Below are 16,186 nucleotides of genomic sequence, written 5' to 3'. Positions count from 1 at the left end.
TTCCACACCTCAAAATACAAATTTTGAGTTAAACAAGAAAGGCTAGCCGAATAATCGACTAGCCTTTTAAACTATCTATTTTTGAGACAGCCTCTATTGTGACCTCGTCAGGATTCAAACCTGAAACCTTCCCGACCACAGTCGGGATGCTCTATTCTATTGAGCTGCCTTTTTAAGAAAAAAGCCCAGCTGGATAGCTGAGCTATTGTGACCTCGTCAGGATTCAAACCTGAAACCTCCTGAGCCGTAATCAGGTGCTCTATTCAATTGAGCTACGAAGCCATATTGGTGCGCAAACTCTGAATCAGCAGTTTACGATCCAAATATACGCAGAAGCTCAAAAGCAAAAAGACGAGGGTGACACAAAAGGGTGACAAATCAACTTCTTTTGGTCATTTCTTGGAGAACGCTGTTACGGCAGGGTGAATCAGTTTGGATTCGCTAAATCCAAAAAATGATGAGTGTCACACAAACAAATCTCGTACTCCAGCGATGGAAACCGACCAAACAGGGAAAGTTTCCCGTGGTCATCCGAATTTATTCCGACAAGAAGCGTCGTTACTTCAGAACGGGTGTATCTGTTCTCGAAAAAGACTGGGATGAAAAATCCGCTTCGATACCCGGAAGGGCAAGAGACAACAAAAAAGTCCAAAGCCTACTCAAAAAAGCAGAAGAAATCGTCGAAAGGATCTTGGTGCTCCACGACGACTTCGACTTTGATCTTTTCTCCAAAGAGTTCTCAGAATCCTCTCCCACCCAAAGCGGAGAAAACTTCATCACTTTCTGGGAGTCGGTGATCAAAGACCTTCGAGCTGAAAACAGAATTGGAACTGCTGCCTCTTACGAAAACGCGCTAAACAAATTTCGGAAGTTTATGAAGGATCGGCCTATTCCCCTACGTCAGATCAGCCAACACACTTTCGAGAAGTTTCGAATCTTTATGGTGCAGTCTGGCCAATCCACCAATGGAGTCGGCATCTACCTTCGGTCTATGTCCGCAGTATATGGAAGAGCGGTAAGCCGAAAACTAGTCAAATCGGAAGAAGATCCTCGCTCTGGGTTCAAAGTCAAAACCGCCAAGACTCCCAAGAAGGCAATCAAACAGGAAGAAATGAGATTGCTGGCAAACTTGGACCTCAATGACAATCGGTTTGTGGAGGAATCCCGAGACATGTTCCTATTTTCCTACTATTGCCAGGGGATGAACTTCAAGGACATGTGTCTGCTCAACTGGGAAAAAAACTTTGTGGAGGGGCGGATCTTCTATTCCCGGGGTAAGACCATGGACCTCTTCAACATCAAAATCCGACCTGATGCAAATGGGAAGATTCTGGAAAAACAACGGAAGGTTCTCAAAGAGAAGCTGGAAGCTCAACAAATCAAAAACGAACTGTCAAAAAAGCTGGTCTTCCGAATCTTTGACCACCTGACCGACCAACAGGTGAAAAACTTGTCCTTACTTTCAAAGGTGAGGAAGCAACGGGCTAAAGTCATCAACGCACACATTCGAAAACTGGCAACCACTTACCTGAATTATGAACCTTCACAAGTCAAGCTCCTGACCTTCTACTCGGCTCGACACACCTATGCAACGGTTCTCCTGAAGCACCACGCTCCCATCTCCCTGATTTCAGAGGCTCTGGGACACGCTGACACCAGAACCACTCAAGTGTACTTGGACAGTTTTTCCAGTACTGATATTGATCGGGCTAATGAGGTGCTTTGAAAAGCAACAGAAATCAAAAAGCTAATGATTAACAGCCCGGGAAGTAAAGCCTCGGGCTTTTTTGGTCCCGAATTATTTCTCGCTGAGAAAGAGGTTATTAGTGATCGTGGTAAATGTAAGCCACCCATTTTACTTGATTTATTGCAAAACACGGACATATCTTCCACCATCAAACTAAACTTTATGAAAAAACAACTCTCAGTCTGGATCTTGTCGATCCTCCTTTTTTCACTCGGATGCTCTGAAGAACAGACACCTCAAAATGGCACTCTTGAGCTAAAACTAACATTCTCAAGAGATCTTGAAGCAGAAGATGCACCATTTATCGAGCTCGTCTTTCCTGGTGGTCTTTACCAACCTTCAGAGGGTCGAATTTTCGTAACAGATAAGTATTCGACAAGCCGAGGAGAAAACGTACTCTACCAACTCACTTCCGTTTCTTATGGAGAATGCACAAATTTGTCAGTAGAAGCTGTTTATGGTGGGAAGGTAATCCAAACTGACAATTTTGAGTTTGGCGACAACTGCACTTCAGATGATTCCTATGGCTTTAAACTAATCACCAAAAACATTGTCATCCCATGAACAGCAAGGCTGCCTGCTGATTAAAATTTGAACTCTTTAACTTGAGCTATCCCAAAAGGATGGCTCTTTTTTCACCTCCACCCTTTGCCTTTCCACCGAAAAACCTATTTTTAAGCATCCAAACATTTTTTGGAGACCCGTTTACCCGGATACTGTGTCACTGATTTTTTCAACCGACCAGACCACCAACGCCAAACAGGTTTTCAAAGAACCAAAACATCTTATGTCTGAAGATCAAAAACGCCAACTGGAAAGCCAGCTCTGGGGAATCGCCAACTTGCTGAGAGGAAAAATCTCCGCTGACGATTACCGAGACTACATCCTGGGCTTTATCTTTTACAAATACCTGTCCGAACGACAATACAACTACGCCAACACACTACTCGAAGGGGAAGCTGTGGAGGATTATCAGGAACTGAAAGACCCTGAACTGCTTGACGCCATCAAGGAGGAATCCCTTCAAACGCTTGGGTATTTCCTGAGACCAGACCAGCTCTTTTCGGCCATCGCTGCCAAAGGAAATTCCGACACTGAGTCTGAAAGCAACTACATCTTGGAGGACCTGAAGTCTATCCTCAACCACATCGAGCAAAGCACGATGGGGACGGATTCGGAAGAGGATTTTAACGACCTGTTTGATGATTTGGATCTGAACTCGACCAAAATCGGTAGAACCGTAGCTGCCAGAAATGCGATCATCGTCCAAATCCTGAACTACCTCAACAAAATAGACTTTCGTCTGGAAGACATCGAGTCTGATGTGCTTGGGGATGCTTACGAATACCTGATCGGTGAGTTTGCCGCAGGTGCAGGAAAAACCGCAGGGGAATTCTACACCCCACAGCAGGTTTCGAAGATTCTGGCAAAGATCGTCACCACGGGAAAGGAAAAACTCAAATCCGTTTATGACCCGACCTGTGGCTCTGGTTCGCTTCTGCTCCGGGTAGCCAAAGAAGCCAAGGTCAGCGAGTACTATGGGCAGGAAATGACCCGGACTACCTACAACCTGGCACGGATGAACATGATCCTCCACGGAGTTCACTACCGGGAATTCAGCATCAAGCAGGAAGACACGCTGGAGCATCCACAGCACTTAGACCAGCGGTTTGAAGCAATCGTGGCCAATCCCCCGTTTTCCGCACACTGGAAGGGAGACGACAACCCGATCTACCACAACGATCCTCGATTCAGTCAGTACGGCAGGCTTGCACCAAAGACCAAGGCGGATTTTGCCTTTATGCAGCACATGTTCTTCCAACTGGCCGACAACGGCATCATGGCTTCTGTATTCCCGCATGGCGTACTGTTCCGTGGTGCGGCTGAGGGAGTGATTCGGGAGTACCTGATCCAGGAGCTCAATGTACTCGATGCGGTGATCGGACTACCTGCCAATATCTTCTACGGCACCTCCATCCCGACCTGCATCGTGGTGCTGAAGAAGTGCCGGGAGCAGGACGACAACGTGGTCTTTATCGATGCGAGTGGTGAAGGCAACTTTATCAAGGTTGGCAATCAAAACAAGCTTCGGGAAGAAGACGTGGAGCGAATCGTGGACACCTATCGGAGTAGGAAGACCATCGAGAAATACAGCTATGTGGCTACCCTGGCCGAAATAGCCGAAAACGACTACAACCTGAACATCCCCCGCTATGTAGACACCTTCGAAGAGGAGGAAGATATCAACCTGGACCAAGTAGCAGAAGATCTGAGAAACCTGGACTCCGAACTGAAGTCCAACGAAGTCTCCTTGATCGGCTTCTGTAAGCAACTTGGAATCTCAACTCCCTTCTGATATGAGCGAGAAAAGAAACGTGCCGAAGTTGAGATTTCCGGATTTCTCAGGTTCTTGGAGTAACAAAAAACTAGAAGACTCTTTTGTAAGCTCTAGAAAAAAGGGATCAGAAGGCCAGCCAATTTACTCTGTGTCGCAATCTAAGGGCTTAGTGCCACGGGATTCACTCGAAAGAGTGATCCAACAAGATGCAAAAGCAGAGCAAAACCTTTTGGTTGAATCTGGAGATATCGCATATAACATGATGAGAATGTGGCAGGGTGCTTACGGGGTCTCCGAAACTACCTGCATGGTAAGCCCGGCTTATGTTGTCGTCAAACCGAAAAAAAACAACCTCTCAATCTTCTTCTCATACCTTTTTGAGCGATCAAGAAGCAGATACCTCTTCACTATATACTCTCATGGCCTAACACTTGACAGGCTCAGATTATACCCGAATGATTTCTTATCCATTCCGGTAGCATCCCCATCTCTCCCCGAGCAACAAAAGATCGCCGAGTTTCTGACAGCCGTGGACCGGAGGATCGAGCTGCTTCAGTACAAGAAAGAAAAGCTGGAAGCGTACAAAAAGGGCGTGATGCAAAAAATCTTTGCTAAGAAGCTCCGTTTCAAAGCCGACGATGGGTCTGAGTTCCCTGACTGGGAGGAGAAGAAGCTGGGGGAGGTTGGAAAAACATTTAACGGTCTCACAGGAAAATCCAAAGAGAACTTCGGAAAGGGAAAACCATACATTCAGTACAAGCAAATCTTCGACAGTTCTGAGATCAAAATTGAAGGTTTTGGACTCGTTGAGGTTTCCGAAAATGAATTTCAGTCTAAAGTTCAAAAGGGTGACGTTTTCTTCACGACCTCATCTGAAACACCGCGTGAGATTGGTATGGCTTCAGTCTTAACAAATGATGTCAGAGAAGTTTATCTAAACAGCTTTTGCTTCGGCTATCGACCGAACTCGATTGAAAAACTTCTCCCGGAGTTTTCAAGATATTTCTTCAGAAGTCCAATCGTCAGAAAAGGAATTGTGAAGCTTGCTCAGGGCAGTACAAGATACAACATGTCAAAAGTTGAACTCATGAGGCTGAGCTTTGAAATCCCCTCCCCCAAAGAGCAGTTGAAAATCGCCAAGTTTCTGACAAGCTTGGACAGGAGTATCGAGAACCTGAATCAACAAATCAACCACACGCAGACCTGGAAGAAGGGGCTGTTGCAAAAGATGTTTGTATGACAGATGTGAAAAAAATCCGGGAAATCTTAGCTGGGATGATAGCCGACATTGAAAAACTGAGTGAATCGAAAAGAGATTCGCCAGAATTTAAGACATGGCTAGACAAGGGCTACAGAAGGATCGAGAAAATTTATGGTTTCGATTCTGCAGAGTATAGAAGTTACAACTCAATCGACTTCTATCTACAGCTCGGAAGAATTTCTACACCCGAGTTTTTCGAAAAAAAGGAGCGAGAACACATGAAAAAGTGTATGCTCCAAGCAAAACTTTTTTTCGAAGGATTGATTGAAGAACTTGACCTCTTGCCAAAAGCTAACTTCACTGAAGAACCATCAGAAAAGGTTTCTAAAATATTCGTCAGTCACTCCTCCGATGACAAAAAAATAGTTTCTGAAATCGTACACCTCTTGTCTCTTATTGGTGTGCAGGATTCTTCAATCTTCTGCACCTCGCTTGACGGATACGGAATTCCCCTAGGGGACAACTGGCTAGAAACCTTAAAATCAGAGATTAGTGGAGAAGTAATAGTACTCTTCGTTTTATCTGAAAACTATTTTCAGAGTAATGTAAGCCTTTGCGAAATGGGAGCATCATGGGTGCTTTCCAAGAAACACGTACCTATTTTGATCCCCCCAGTTCAGTTCAATGACATTGCTGGCGTAATTCCTCTCACTCAAGGCCTCAAAATCGGAGACAAGCACAAATGGACCCAGTTAAAAACCCAGCTCGAAACACTTTTCAATCTTTCCCCGAAAGCACCACAAATCTGGGAAACGAGGCGAGATGAAATTTTAGAGCGGATCGAGACCTTACTAGTACCCTAATTTGCTTTTATGCCACAGTCTATACTTTTACACTCCTACTCCAAGATGCCATTCGGCAAGTTCAAGGGTTTTGAGCTTGGCATGGTCTACATCCTAGACCCAAGCTATATCAACTGGATGATGCTTGAAACTAAAATGGCGAACTACTGTGTTGGCGATTTTGAATTTTTGGAATCTTTGAAGGTCATCGACAGGTTTGGTGACCAAGGATGGTTGGCTCATCATGTCGAAGCGGATACAGAAGAATTCAAAAAGCTCTGGAGACCGTTTGTTGGCTTTGCAGACATCAAGTTTTCCGGAAAAGAAGACTACTGTTTTTCATCCTTCGCTTTGGAGACCAACCAGGAAAAACTTTCTGAGATACCCAAATTCCGAATCTCCAAAACCAAGCTGATCCCGGAAGAAGAAAGGACTCGGTATATTTTCTACCCTGGCACAGGGATCAGCACAGGAACCGTTTCAATGCTCCCCACTTCAGTTTCGACAAACTCAAGAGGCCTTCCATCTGTCAATTTCCTGATGAATAACGAGATAGGGGGATTTTCTTTTTACCCAGCCAGAAAAGACTTAAAAGTAGCGACTTCTTGGTCCACCAAATGGGGAATCGGGTTGAAGGAATTTGAATCAAAAGTCACCAACAAAACACCCGTTCTTGGATGTATCAAAGACGGAATGATGGTAATAACCCGCTAAACTCATGCAAAAATACTCCGTCAACCAACACTTGATCGAAACGATTCTTTCCTGGGTAAAGTCCGGGGAGATCGCGATTCCTGAGATCCAAAGGCCTTTCGTATGGGACAGTTCCAAAGTCCGTGACCTGATGGACAGTCTCTACCAAGGCTATCCGGTCGGCTACATTATCGCATGGAAAAACCCGAATGTGAATCTGAAAGACGGCTCGCTGAGTGAAGGCAAAAAGGTGTTGATCGATGGACAGCAGCGAATCACGGCTCTCACAGCGGCGATCCTTGGACAGTATGTTGTCAATAAGACCTACGAGCGAATCAAAATAAAAATCGCGTTCAACCCGATCGAGGAGAAGTTCGAAGTTCAGAACCCTGCAATCCTGAAGAACAAAACTTGGCTCCCTGACATTTCAGAGGCGATCAGTGGCAACCTATTCAAGATTGTAAAACAGTACTGCGAACTAAATCCTGAAGTTGATCAAGAGTTGGTGGAGGGTTCGCTGATGCGGCTGATGGAGTTACCTAAGAAGCAAGTGGGCTTGATCGAATTAGCTCCCGATCTGGACATTGAAACCGTGACGGAGATCTTTATCAGAATCAACAGCAAAGGTGTGGTTTTGAGCCAAGCTGATTTTGCCATGAGCAAGATCGCTGCGGATTCTCAGTTTGGTGGCAATACGCTTAGGAAGGCTATCGACTACTTCTGTCACCTAGCAATCGCTCCAGAATTCTACAAACACATCTTAGACAACGACAGCGAATTTGCAGGAACTGACTTTTTCCAGAAAATGCAATGGCTGAAGTCTGAGAACGAGGACTTGTACGATCCTGAATACACGGATCTAATCCGGGTGGCATTTACCTCACAGTTCAGCCGGGGCAAACTTTCTGACTTGGTGAGTTTGCTTTCTGGAAGAAACTTTGAAACCCGAACCTTTGAATCCGAGATAGCTGAAAAGTCTTTTGAAAAGCTGAAAACTGGGGTTCTGAACTTTATCAATGAAACCAACTTCAAGCGGTTTTTGATGATCATCAAGTCAGCAGGTTTCATCTCACCCAAGCTGATCAGGTCACAGAATGCCCTCAATTTCGCTTATATCGTCTACCTCAAGTTGAAGGAAGATGGCGTGAATGCTGTGGCCATTGAGACCTCGGTCAGACGCTGGTTTGTGTATTCGATTTTGACAGGCCGATATTCGGGTTCAGCAGAAAGTATGTTCGACTATGATGTCAAGCAGATCTCTGAGAAGCCATTTCAGGAATATCTCAAAGAACGTGAAGACGCGGATCTGTCAGACGCTTTTTGGAATGCTTCACTGGTTCAGAGCTTGGACACTTCAGTTTCAAGCAGCCCATATTTTCTGACATTCTTGGCCTCACAAGTCAAGGACGGAGACAAGGGATTTCTCTCCAGAGATGTCACAGCCAGTGACCTGATTTCTTTGAGGGGTGACATACATCATCTCTTTCCCCGAGACTATTTGAAGAGAAGTGGTCTTGACCGAACCAAATACAACCAGATTGCCAACTACGTGTATATGCAGTCAGAGATCAACATCAAGGTCGGAAACAAAGCTCCAAAGGACTACTTTGAGCTTGTGAGAAATCAGATCTTGGAAGGGAACCTGCTGGTCAGCGGATTAAACACCGTGGAGGAACTTCAACAAAACCTGCGAATGAACTGTGTCCCAGTCGAAATCATGGATATGACCCTCGATGACTATCCCGAGTTCTTGAATCTCCGTCGAAAACTGATGGCTGATAAGATGCGAGAATATTACTTTAAGCTTTGAGAATCATGGAAAAAATAACATCCGAAAAGGTTCTGTATATAAAGCTTGGCCAGGGTGGAGAATTTGTGGAGGAGTGTTTAAGCTCCTTTCCAAACACCGTCAGACTCGGATACCGAGAAGTTTCGCATGAGTCATGCGTCTTGGGTGACTGGACAGTGATTCAAAAAGAATTAGCAACTAACCATAAACCGCGTGCCGCAACCAACCACCTTCGGCAGATTAGATCTTTTTATGAAGAAGGAGAAGAGACGGTCTGGATTACTTTTCATGACAACAAGCTTTGGTGGTGTCGTGCAGAGAAGGAATTTTCACTTGACTCCGAAAAAAACAAGTTCAGGAAGGTCTTGGGTAGTTGGTCTGACAAGGATATTTCGGGAAGACCACTTTTATATGGCAACCTTTCTGGGGAACTACTGACAACCAAAGCCTATCGCGGGACAATCTGCAGTGTTAACAAGGATTATGTCTTGAGAAAAATCAACAACCAACTTTCTCCAGAGGCTGAGGAAATTAAAGCTTTAACCTCAGAGCTTCAGACCAAGATTGCAGGTCTTATTCAGAAGTTATACTGGAACGACTTGGAGCTCTTCGTTGATTTGGTCTTCAGACAGTCCGGGTGGAGGCGAGTCAGTTATCTCGGAAAGCAAGAAAAAACCATCGATCTCGACATGGAATCAACCATCACTAAGGAACGAGGAGCAGTTCAAGTGAAGGCTCAGTCAAACCTAAATGAGTTCTTGGATTACGAAAAAGAGTTTGAGGGATTTCGCAACGACTACCATAAGATCTTCTATGTTTGCCCACAGCCAACAAATAACTTGGCGAACTATGAATCCCAAACTGGAACCATCCTTTATTTCAGCGACAAACTGGCGGAGCTTGCTATCTCTGCTGGTTTAGTGGACTGGTTGATCAAGAAGTGTGGGTAACAGCCGAAAGCAATATGACAACTGAGATAAACCAAGAGCAAAAAGAGTTTCTTAAACTCCAACTCTGGAAATCTACGATGAGAGCCTCCATTAGCAGGGCCGGGGAGATTTATACGCCAGGAACAACAGCGAAGAAAAAAAGCAGATTCAGGGTAGAGCTCTTAAGTTTTGTGACCGAAATGATTCGTGATCATTATGAAACCAAGACATCAGACGATCAAACACACCTTGAAAACATTTCAAAACTGAAAGACTTTGCTTCAGGTTTCGGATTTGTAATGCTTCGTTTCGGCCACGCACAAAAGATTTTGAACCTTTTTCTCAAATACCTTTGGTGCCTCGGGTATGTTCAAGAGCCACCTCATTTTCCTGTTGACAGACTAATCCAAAAACGACTGAGGATCCAGAACTTTTCAAACTGGACAAATGAGATGGAAAAGGAAGGGTACATGAAAGTCATTGAAGAGGCTAAAATTGTAGCCAAAAGAGAAAATTTTCGATCAATCGCAGCTTTGGAACTGAGTTTCTATAATGACCTCTGGTAAAGATTGAAGAATGATTAAAGCAAACAACTCCGGTTTAAATCAAATCAGTTTAAACCTACGGCGTTTACCCAGCAAAACTTTTAACTGACTGTGATGCCTCCACTTGCTTAGCTCAAACTAAATCCACATCTTGAATCCTGTTGACCCAAAAACTTTTTCAAGGGTCTTTTTTTACGCCGTTCATGACTTCACAACCGGAACAGACACTTGAAAACAACTTAGTAGACCAGCTCGAAAAGCTCGGGTACAAAAGAGTTCTCATCAAAGGCGAATCTGACTTACTTCAGAATCTCAAGTCTCAACTCGAGGTTCATAACAAAGTGACTTTGAGTCAAAACGACTTTACTCAGATCCTTAACTTTATCAACAAAGGGAACGTCTTCGAACGCGCCAAGATTCTGAGAGACCGAATTCCCTACACCAATGATCTGGGTGAGTTCAAGACCATCGAGCTAATCAATCAACTCCACTGGTGTCAGAACCAGTTTCAAGTCACGCAGCAGGTGTCCATGGAGGGCAAATACAAAAACCGCTACGATGTCACACTTCTAATTAATGGTTTGCCCTTGGTCCAGATCGAACTCAAACGACGTGGACTGGAACTGAAGGAGGCCTTCAAGCAAACTGACCGATATGGGATCCACTCTTACGGCTCTGGTCAGGGGCTCTTTCAGTTCATCCAAATCTTCGTGATCAGCAACGGGGTCAACACCAAGTACTATGCGAACTCGTCTCTGAAAGACCGATCTTTCAAGCAGACATTTTATTGGAGCGACACCAAAAACAAGTTGGTAACTCAGCTGTCAAACTTCACTGATATTTTTCTGGAGCCTTGCCACATCTCCAAGATGGTGACCAAGTACGTCGTGCTGAACGAATCACAAAAATCCCTCATGGTACTTCGCCCCTACCAGTTTTATGCCGTGGAGGCAATCATCGACCGGGTGAAGACCACCCCGAAATTCGGTTACATCTGGCACACTACAGGTTCGGGCAAAACGCTTACTTCATTCAAGACAGCTCAGATCCTAACGAATTTGCCACAGGTTTACAAAGTCGTTTTTGTGGTAGATCGAAAAGATCTGGACTACCAGACGACCAAGGAATTCAACAGCTTCAGCAAGGGAAGTATAGACGGCACCAACAACACCCAGGCGCTGGTCAATCAACTGGCGGATGACACCAAGCTGATCGTGACCACTATTCAGAAACTGAACACCGCAATCAGCAAAGCCCGGCACATCTCCAAGATGGAATCACTCAAAGACAAGCGGATCGTGTTCATCTTCGACGAGTGTCACAGAAGCCAGTTCGGAAAGACCCATGAGGAAATCAAAGGTTTCTTCCAAGGCTGTCAGATGTTCGGTTTTACAGGAACACCGATTTTCGAGGAAAATGCAGGTTCAAATTCTTACGGAAAGCGAACCACCACCATGCTTTTCGGTGACTGCCTCCACAAATATGTGATCACCGATGCCATCCGGGATGAAAATGTGTTGAAGTTTTCGGTGGAGTACATCAGCACGTTCAAAAAGAAAGATCACATCCTGGATATCAACGTGGAGGCCATAGACGAAGAGGAAGTCATGAGAGCACCACAGCGACTAAATAACATCGCAGATTTCATCATCAACAATCATGGTAGGAAGTCTCACAACCGTGAGTTCACTTCAATCTTCTGTGTGTCCAGCGTTCCCACCCTGATTGACTACTACAATATCCTCCACAAGAAAAAGCAAGCGGGAGAACACAACCTGACAGTGGCGACCATTTTCTCTTACGGTGTCAATGTGGACCTCATCGAGGCTGACAGCGTGGAAGAGGATTGGCAGGAATACGAATTTGCAATCGCTGCGGATCATCCTAGAGACGAATACGGAAACCCGAGCAAGAAGCATCCAAGGGAATTTCTGGATGAATTCATCGGTCACTACAACACTAAGTTTGCCACGAATTATTCTACCAAGGACAGCCAATCGTTCTACAACTACTACAACGATGTAGCCAATCGGGTCAAGCACAGACAGGTGGATATCCTTCTTGTCGTAAACATGTTTCTAACAGGCTTTGATTCCAAGACATTGAACACGCTTTACGTGGACAAGAACTTGAAATATCACGGTTTGATTCAGGCCTTCTCACGCACCAACCGAATTCTGAACGAGCTGAAATCACAGGGGAACATCGTGTGCTTTAGAAATTTGAAGCAAGCGACTGATGATGCGATCACACTTTTCTCCAACATCAACGCCAAGGATGAAATCATCATGCAACCGTATGAAGACTACGTCCTGAAGTTCAACGAGGCATTCATCAAGCTCCTTCAAATCGCACCAACCGTAAACAGTGTGAACGACCTGCCAAGCGAGGTAGAGGAACTGGAATTTATCAAGGCATTCAGGGAGTTGATGCGTATCAAAAACGTGCTTGGCACTTTTACCGAATTCACTTTTGAAGATGTGTCCATGCCTGAGCAGTCCTTCGAGGATTACAAGAGCAAATACCTGGATCTGTACGACAAGGCGAAAGGTGACAACCAGAAAGAGAAGGTTTCGATTCTGGCAGATGTGGACTTTGAGCTGGAGCTGATCCACAGGGACGAAATTAATGTGAGCTACATCCTGAAGCTATTGGCAAAACTGAAGGACGCACCGGAAGAAGAAAAAGAGAAGCAGCAGAAAGCTATCGTTGATCTGATGGTTGGTGAGTCACAGCTACGAAGCAAGCGGGAGTTGGTGGAGAAATTCATCCGTGAAAACTTGCCGAATATCGAAGACTCAGAACAGATCCAGGATGAGTTTGCAGAGTTCTGGACCAAAGAACGAATCGAGGCAATCCGAAAGTTGAGCGAAGAAGAAGGACTGGAATCTGAGCGGCTGGAAGATGTCATCTCACGCTACATCTACACCGAAAAGGAACCGCTACGTGACGAAGTCGTTTCCATCATGAAAAACAAACCGGGTTTATCCAAACGCAGAACCACTGCCGAGCGAGTGATCGGAAAGATCATCGACTTCGTGGACACTTTTATCAGCGGGATTGCGGCGGCTTAACAAGGAAACTAAAATTCAATATCAAGCTACCTTGCAAATAGTTTACCTTCATGATCATCAAAATATTCTGAAATCGGCTTATCTAACAACGGCTCAAATGAAACCTTTCCATTAGCGGCCTTTTCAAAAAGCCCTTTAATTACGCGTTCTCTTTCCTTGAGGGTACCCTTAAACATGTATTTCGGATTCACGAAATATCCACCAGAAACTTCATTTGACCTGATTAGTAGCTTCAAATCAACAAACTTCTTAAGGTAGGTCTCTAGAGTCCTTTCACTTTTTGACATTTCATTTGAGGTAACTTCTTCCAAGAACACCCGGAAATCTGATTTCAGCTTTTTGGTGACAGGAACCCAATTTCGATTATCCATCTTCTCTGCCAAAAAATCCAGAAAACACCGCTCCACTGGGGAAAGTACCAACAGAAGATGCTGACAATTGTGAAACAAAGAGTGACAACTAGTGACGAATTTTACCTCAACTGACCACCAACCATCTGGTTCTTTACTAGGAAGATGTACCTTTACAGACTTTGAATAACGCTTCATTTCTTCGGACGAAAGGGTACTCTCAACCCCATGAGTTTTAGGGAAATTACCGCTCAGATAATTTTAGGTAGTTGATTTCCAGCTTATTGGTTCCGAGGAAGCGAATGAAACCAGTCAATTTTCACCCTTAACAACAGATTGTCTGTATGAGAACAAAACCAATAACACCTGCTACACTTCTTCAAAGGTACCAAAGCTTTCGGAAAAAGCTCAGTCGTAAAAAACAGAATTTCGATTATCACTCCTTACCACAAGGGGGCTTCATTGTCGACCCTGGAACCCCTGATAGTTTTTTTTCAACCAATGAAAATTATGTGGCTTTGCATTTGGATCGTCAACACTTTCATTTACGGCCAGAAGGTGTCCTTTATCTGGTTCAATTAGAAGGTGTAGCCAAGAACCTGTTTTTGTTTATAATCGCTCACATCTTGGACAAGAACATGGAGTTCCGATGGTCTGCGATGGAAAAAACTGACTTCCAAGATTGGTGCGTCATTGTTGGAGTACACAAACCCAAAGAGAACACTATTGTGGACGCAAAGAAATTGCTGGTAGAAAAAAACGTGATCATGAACCTTGAAAGAGGTTTGTGGATGGTTAACCCCATGATCATTACACCTAAAGAAGCCTCAGAAGAGCGCGTGTTACTTAACTATGTGACAAGGGGGATCGAAAAACTTGTAAGAAAAAACAAACCCTTTACAAACTTCGTGTTTGAATTCCTTTTCCCGAAAGAGACAAAAGGTAAGAGCGCAAGCAAGAAAGCTTCACTTACAGGTGCTCCATTCTTGAAGGCATCTTAAGCAGACGAATCCGTCAATACCTTCCTAAGTAAATAGCAAGTGTCTCGTGTTTTCCCCCGCGGTATTAGTCCTGGTGGATACTCCCGGAGCGTAGTGAACTTCAAATAGAACTCTCGTCTTAAACGATACTGCAATGTAACCCTCCTCACCAAGCGCTGGTCAACGAAAAAGGAATGTGTTTTGTAGACACATTCTTCAAACCGATCAAGTGTAAAAGGTTGGTTTTTTGTGTCAGGGATCCTCTGAAAAAAACAAGACCATCGCTTTATGCGAGGGTATTCCCTAAGCTTCTCTCGTGAACATGAACTACAAAAAGGGTACACTTTATTGGAGTACCCTTCTTGCTGAAGCTTTGGCGATGCTCACCAATAGGGTCGCGGTTCACGACGGAATTCGGAAGGGCTGAAAAACAGATCAGAAGCCGAGACGTATCCAAAGGGAGTAACGAAATATTACCACCTTCTTTAGCAGATTACCCATACATCAAGCGTCCAACCGAACTGAGTGACACTTCACAGCACATTTTCCATTCTACGACTTTAGTCTGGGTAGGGAAGCTCAGTTGAGCTGACATTAAACAAGCCGTCAAATCTGTCAGAACTGTGTTCATTCCAGATCGGTACTATATAGCAAAACGCCTTTTTACCCGGCTCCTCCACCCAGAATAAAACCATCTCAAATCACTGGTTTACTGGTTTTTAGCTTGCAAAAGTGCGTCGTTATTCGTAAATTATAGTATGGGTAGTGAGCTACTACCCTCCACTCGAAAAACCAATTATGGACACATTTTACCACCTCAAGATCTACTCGGATCTCACTGAAAAATCGCTCATCGTGTCTGATGAATTCAAGACCAAGAACGATGCTGAAACTTACAAAAACCTACTGTCACAGCTCTTGGCATCGCCGAATCCACGCACATTGACCAAGAATGAGGTTAACAGCTTAGGACTGGAATTGAATATCTGCGAAGGTCAATCTGACGACGCGATAATCCCCCTCGATCTGAAAGATGCTATTCCACGGTTATGGGAAGACAACGAACGGATAAATGAGTTCATCGAAGAGCATATTGACAGAGTTTTGTTCGAACAGTTTGAGGAATTCGAAACCCAGTAAGCGTTCGAGAGAGACTACCCCCCAAGAACAAGGCCCCCGGTCGTGGAAGTTTGGTGCTTCCCCCCGGGGGTCTTTTTCGTGCTCCCTCCACCCAGACTACAACCTCAAAAAAAAACTGGTGAGTGTGGATCGTTTACTAAGTAGTCTGTTTGGACGTTCAGCTTCGAGTCAAATCAGGTCGATGAAAACGGAAAAAGGTGGTTTGTGGTGAGAGAAGTTTGTGATGTGCTTGGCTTGTTTGAGACAAACATGGCATTGAGCAAGTTAGATGAAGATGAAAAGCTAACCCAAAAGATTTTTGGGTCTGGTCAAAACTGAATCATGTGGCTCGTTTCTGAAAGTGGTTTATATGCGTTGGAGGTGCGAAGTAACAAACCTGAAGCAAAACCCTTTCGGAAATGGGTGTTTGGTGATGTTTAAATAAGGATCTGCCAAACCGGAATGGATGAAAAACCACAAGCTCAGGCCAAGATGTACCTCCAGAAACTAACCCTTAGTGCGTAGTAAGTTAATACCACGGTTCCCAAAACCAGTTCTGGACCTGCTAATTTCCAGGTG

Annotated in this window: 13 protein-coding genes, 1 tRNA gene and 1 pseudogene; 13 read left to right on the top strand and 2 right to left on the bottom strand. The window is 44.5% G+C overall.

The genetic code is table 11. From position 1 onward, the window contains the following. Positions 1-208: 208 nt before the first annotated feature. Positions 209-282 (bottom strand) — tRNA-Arg (locus C4S61_RS19545). 172 nt (positions 283-454) lie between these two features. On the opposite strand from C4S61_RS19545, the gene C4S61_RS19540 reads away from it, so the two are divergent. From C4S61_RS19540 to C4S61_RS19495, 10 genes are all read left to right on the top strand, one after another. Further along, positions 455-1,726 carry a site-specific integrase gene (locus tag C4S61_RS19540; RefSeq protein ID WP_103926472.1) on the top strand — a complete coding sequence of 424 codons (1,272 nt, stop codon included), beginning with the start codon at positions 455-457 and terminating at the stop codon, positions 1,724-1,726. A 183-nt stretch (positions 1,727-1,909) separates the two neighbouring features. After that, the gene (locus C4S61_RS19535) at positions 1,910-2,311 is read left to right on the top strand and encodes a hypothetical protein (protein WP_146064452.1); all 402 of its coding nucleotides are present in this window, start codon (positions 1,910-1,912) and stop codon (positions 2,309-2,311) included. 223 nt (positions 2,312-2,534) lie between these two features. Beyond that, on the top strand, positions 2,535-4,103 hold the full coding sequence (locus C4S61_RS19530; protein ID WP_103926474.1) for a type I restriction-modification system subunit M: 1,569 nt from the start codon (positions 2,535-2,537) through the stop codon (positions 4,101-4,103). 1 nt (position 4,104) lies between these two features. Further along, complete coding sequence (locus C4S61_RS19525; RefSeq protein ID WP_103926470.1) at positions 4,105-5,325, top strand: restriction endonuclease subunit S; 1,221 nt, start codon at positions 4,105-4,107, stop codon at positions 5,323-5,325. After that, complete coding sequence (locus tag C4S61_RS19520) at positions 5,322-6,149, top strand: toll/interleukin-1 receptor domain-containing protein (protein ID WP_103926469.1); 828 nt, start codon at positions 5,322-5,324, stop codon at positions 6,147-6,149. The genes C4S61_RS19525 and C4S61_RS19520 overlap by 4 nt, the downstream gene beginning before the upstream one ends. A gap of 9 nt (positions 6,150-6,158) precedes the next feature. Then, positions 6,159-6,842 (top strand): hypothetical protein, encoded by a 684-nt coding sequence (locus tag C4S61_RS19515; RefSeq protein ID WP_146064451.1) that lies wholly within the window; start codon positions 6,159-6,161, stop codon positions 6,840-6,842. A gap of 4 nt (positions 6,843-6,846) precedes the next feature. Further along, positions 6,847-8,631 (top strand): GmrSD restriction endonuclease domain-containing protein, encoded by a 1,785-nt coding sequence (locus tag C4S61_RS19510; RefSeq protein ID WP_103926467.1) that lies wholly within the window; start codon positions 6,847-6,849, stop codon positions 8,629-8,631. A gap of 5 nt (positions 8,632-8,636) precedes the next feature. Continuing rightward, a complete protein-coding gene (locus C4S61_RS19505; protein WP_103926466.1) occupies positions 8,637-9,560 on the top strand; it encodes a hypothetical protein in 924 nt (307 codons plus the stop codon). 14 nt (positions 9,561-9,574) lie between these two features. Beyond that, on the top strand, positions 9,575-10,105 hold the full coding sequence (locus tag C4S61_RS19500; RefSeq protein ID WP_103926465.1) for a hypothetical protein: 531 nt from the start codon (positions 9,575-9,577) through the stop codon (positions 10,103-10,105). A gap of 182 nt (positions 10,106-10,287) precedes the next feature. Further along, positions 10,288-13,158 (top strand): type I restriction endonuclease subunit R, encoded by a 2,871-nt coding sequence (locus C4S61_RS19495; protein WP_103926464.1) that lies wholly within the window; start codon positions 10,288-10,290, stop codon positions 13,156-13,158. A gap of 26 nt (positions 13,159-13,184) precedes the next feature. Here C4S61_RS19495 and C4S61_RS19490 read toward each other — a convergent pair whose 3' ends face one another. Next, positions 13,185-13,469 carry a replication/maintenance protein RepL gene (locus C4S61_RS19490; RefSeq protein WP_146064450.1) on the bottom strand — a complete coding sequence of 95 codons (285 nt, stop codon included), beginning with the start codon at positions 13,467-13,469 and terminating at the stop codon, positions 13,185-13,187. A gap of 383 nt (positions 13,470-13,852) precedes the next feature. Between C4S61_RS19490 and C4S61_RS19485 the strand changes: the two genes are divergently transcribed. The 3 genes and pseudogenes from C4S61_RS19485 to C4S61_RS22705 form a co-directional block, all read left to right on the top strand. Beyond that, positions 13,853-14,509, top strand: coding sequence for a hypothetical protein (locus C4S61_RS19485; RefSeq protein ID WP_103926462.1), 657 nt, complete (start codon positions 13,853-13,855; stop codon positions 14,507-14,509). 777 nt (positions 14,510-15,286) lie between these two features. After that, on the top strand, positions 15,287-15,628 hold the full coding sequence (locus C4S61_RS19480) for a hypothetical protein (protein ID WP_103926461.1): 342 nt from the start codon (positions 15,287-15,289) through the stop codon (positions 15,626-15,628). A 189-nt stretch (positions 15,629-15,817) separates the two neighbouring features. Next, positions 15,818-16,048: pseudogene (locus C4S61_RS22705) on the top strand (BRO-N domain-containing protein); the annotation flags it as partial. Between the last annotated feature and the right edge of the window lie 138 nt (positions 16,049-16,186).

The organism is Algoriphagus boritolerans DSM 17298 = JCM 18970 (assembly GCF_900108085.1).
Classification (GTDB): domain Bacteria; phylum Bacteroidota; class Bacteroidia; order Cytophagales; family Cyclobacteriaceae; genus Algoriphagus; species Algoriphagus boritolerans.
Note: the sequence above shows the minus strand (reverse complement) of the source record. Positions and strands in the feature narration are given on the sequence as shown.

Coding starts and splice junctions, on each gene's coding strand:
- C4S61_RS19510 (WP_103926467.1), top strand. CDS start 6,847: ATGCAAAAATACTCCGTCAACCAACACTTGATCGAAACGATTCTTTCC.
- C4S61_RS19525 (WP_103926470.1), top strand. CDS start 4,105: ATGAGCGAGAAAAGAAACGTGCCGAAGTTGAGATTTCCGGATTTCTCA.
- C4S61_RS19530 (WP_103926474.1), top strand. CDS start 2,535: ATGTCTGAAGATCAAAAACGCCAACTGGAAAGCCAGCTCTGGGGAATC.
- C4S61_RS19485 (WP_103926462.1), top strand. CDS start 13,853: ATGAGAACAAAACCAATAACACCTGCTACACTTCTTCAAAGGTACCAA.
- C4S61_RS19520 (WP_103926469.1), top strand. CDS start 5,322: ATGACAGATGTGAAAAAAATCCGGGAAATCTTAGCTGGGATGATAGCC.
- C4S61_RS19505 (WP_103926466.1), top strand. CDS start 8,637: ATGGAAAAAATAACATCCGAAAAGGTTCTGTATATAAAGCTTGGCCAG.
- C4S61_RS19500 (WP_103926465.1), top strand. CDS start 9,575: ATGACAACTGAGATAAACCAAGAGCAAAAAGAGTTTCTTAAACTCCAA.
- C4S61_RS19495 (WP_103926464.1), top strand. CDS start 10,288: ATGACTTCACAACCGGAACAGACACTTGAAAACAACTTAGTAGACCAG.
- C4S61_RS19540 (WP_103926472.1), top strand. CDS start 455: ATGATGAGTGTCACACAAACAAATCTCGTACTCCAGCGATGGAAACCG.
- C4S61_RS19480 (WP_103926461.1), top strand. CDS start 15,287: ATGGACACATTTTACCACCTCAAGATCTACTCGGATCTCACTGAAAAA.
- C4S61_RS19515 (WP_146064451.1), top strand. CDS start 6,159: ATGCCACAGTCTATACTTTTACACTCCTACTCCAAGATGCCATTCGGC.
- C4S61_RS19535 (WP_146064452.1), top strand. CDS start 1,910: ATGAAAAAACAACTCTCAGTCTGGATCTTGTCGATCCTCCTTTTTTCA.